Origin of the sequence: Streptomyces sp. NPDC001027 (assembly GCF_040299045.1) — a bacterium.
Lineage (GTDB): Bacteria > Actinomycetota > Actinomycetes > Streptomycetales > Streptomycetaceae > Streptomyces.
In genome coordinates, this window is sequence record NZ_JBEPBI010000505.1 from 1 (window position 1) to 2,328 (window position 2,328).

General features: G+C 73.4%; 3 protein-coding genes. All 3 read left to right on the forward strand.

Features of this window, described 5'->3' with window-relative positions:
• Nucleotides 1–195: 195 nt before the first annotated feature.
• Genes dhaK through ABT300_RS43300 form a run of 3 tightly spaced genes read left to right on the forward strand, consistent with a single transcriptional unit; the run spans nt 196 to nt 2,252 of the window.
• The gene (gene dhaK, locus ABT300_RS43290; RefSeq protein ID WP_351688463.1) at nt 196–1,188 is read left to right on the forward strand and encodes a dihydroxyacetone kinase subunit DhaK; all 993 of its coding nucleotides are present in this window, start codon (nt 196–198) and stop codon (nt 1,186–1,188) included.
• 46 nt (nt 1,189–1,234) lie between these two features.
• Nucleotides 1,235–1,834 carry a dihydroxyacetone kinase subunit DhaL gene (dhaL, locus tag ABT300_RS43295; protein WP_351688465.1) on the forward strand — a complete coding sequence of 200 codons (600 nt, stop codon included), beginning with the start codon at nt 1,235–1,237 and terminating at the stop codon, nt 1,832–1,834.
• Nucleotides 1,835–1,841: 7 nt separating this feature from the next.
• The gene (locus ABT300_RS43300; protein ID WP_351688468.1) at nt 1,842–2,252 is read left to right on the forward strand and encodes a PTS sugar transporter subunit IIA domain-containing protein; all 411 of its coding nucleotides are present in this window, start codon (nt 1,842–1,844) and stop codon (nt 2,250–2,252) included.
• The last annotated feature ends 76 nt before the right edge of the window (nt 2,253–2,328 follow it).

Genomic DNA, 2,328 nt, shown 5'->3' on the forward strand with positions numbered 1-2,328 from the left:
AAACCGCTTTTTTTTGTTGCGTGACTGGTGTTCTGAGGTGTGCTCTTCCGATCTTGGGGGCACCCGGCGCCTTTCGGCGCCGGGACCGGAAAACGCCGGGCGGTCCGGTGCTGTCCGCCGTGACATCGGCCCGACGCGGGTCCGACCGGCAGAATGGAGGCAGGGACTCATCTGCTAGCCCACCTGGAGGTATCCATGCGGATGCTGATCAACGTTGCGGAGACCGTGGTCGCGGACGCGCTGCGCGGTATGGCGGCCGCACATCCCGAGCTGACGGTCGACGTCGAGAACCGGGTGATCGTGCGGCGGGACGCGCCGGTGGCCGGGAGGGTCGCGCTGGTGTCGGGCGGCGGGTCCGGGCACGAGCCCCTGCACGGCGGGTTCGTCGGCCCCGGGATGCTGTCGGCGGCCTGCCCGGGAGAGGTGTTCACCTCGCCCGTTCCCGACCAGATGCTGCGCGCGGCCGCGGCCGTGGACAGCGGGGCCGGCGTGCTGTTCATCGTGAAGAACTACACCGGCGACGTGCTGAACTTCGACATGGCCGCCGAACTCGCCGAGGACGAGGGCATCCAGATCGCGAAGGTGCTGGTCGACGACGACGTGGCGGTGACCGACAGCCTCTACACGGCCGGGCGGCGCGGCACCGGCGCGACGCTCTTCGTGGAGAAGATCGCGGGCGCCGCCGCCGAGGAGGGCCGGCCGCTGGAACAGGTCGAGGCGCTCGCCCGGCAGGTCAACGAGAACTCGCGCAGTTTCGGCGTGGCGCTCAGCGCCTGTACGACGCCGGCCAAGGGCAGCCCGACCTTCGAGCTGCCGCCCGGCGAGCTGGAGCTGGGCGTGGGCATCCACGGCGAGCCGGGCCGGGAGCGGCGGGCGATGATGACGTCCGGTGAGATCGCCGACTTCGCCGTGCACGCGATCCTGGACGACTTCACGCCGAAAAACCCCGTCCTGCTGCTGGTCAACGGCATGGGCGCGACGCCGCTGCTGGAGCTGTACGGCTTCAACGCCGAGGTGCAGCGGGTGCTGTCCCAGCGCGGGGTGCCGGTCGCCCGTACGCTCGTCGGCAACTACGTGACGTCCCTCGACATGGCCGGCGCGTCGGTCACCTTGTGCCAGGTCGACGAGGAACTGCTGCGGCTGTGGGACGCCCCGGTCAGGACCCCGGGACTGCGCTGGGGCGTGTGAGGCGCAGACGGCAGTCCGTAAGGTACCGACCACGCAAGGAGACCCAGTGCTCGACGCCGACTTCTTCCGCCGTTGGATGACGGCCACCGCCGCGTCCGTCGACCGCGAGGCGGACCGGCTCACCGCCCTCGACTCGCCGATCGGGGACGCCGACCACGGCAACAACCTGCGGCGCGGCTTCACCGCCGTGACGGCGGCGCTGGAGAAGGAGGCGCCCGGGACGCCGGGCGCCGTCCTGGTCCTGGCGGGGCGGCAGCTGATCTCGACGGTCGGCGGCGCCTCCGGCCCCCTGTACGGCACTCTGCTGCGCCGTACCGGCAAGGCTCTCGGGGACGCCGCCGAGGTCGAGGAGCAGCAGTTCGCCGAGGCGCTGCGGGCGGGCGTCGACGCCGTGATGCAGCTCGGCGGCGCAGCGCCCGGCGACAAGACCATGATCGACGCGCTGGTCCCGGCCGTCGACGCCCTCGCCGAGGGCTTCACGGCCGCCCGGGCGGCCGCCGATCAGGGGGCCGAGGCGACGACGCCGCTACAGGCGCGCAAGGGCCGGGCCAGCTATCTGGGCGAGCGCAGCATCGGCCATCAGGATCCGGGCGCCACGTCGGCGGCGCTGCTCGTCGCAGCCCTCTGCACAGCCGGCGGGGAGTGAGGCGACGGTGAGCGACGAAAGGATCGTGGGAGTCGTACTGGTCTCGCACAGCGCGGAGGTGGCCGCGGCCGTGGCCGACCTGGCGCGCGGGCTCACGGGCGGCGGCGCTGCCGTCCCGGTGGCCGCGGCGGGCGGCACGGAGGGCGGGGGGCTGGGCACCAGCGCCGAGCTGGTCAGCGCCGCGGCGGCGGCGGTCGACCGGGGCGCCGGAGTCGCCGTGCTGGCCGATCTGGGCAGCGCCGTCCTCACGGTCAAGGCGCTGCTCGCCGAGGGCGACGAGCTGCCGGACTCGGCGCGGCTGGTGGACGCCCCGTTCGTCGAGGGCGCGGTGGCCGCGGTGGTCACGGCGGCGGCGGGCGGCGACCTCGACGCGGTCGAGGCGGCGGCCGCCGACGCGTACACCTACCGGAAGGTGTGAGAAGGCGGGGTCGAGAAGGGCCGGGGCGGGGTCGGCAGGCCGAGGACGCGGTCCTTGAGGGCGGGGAACAGTTCAC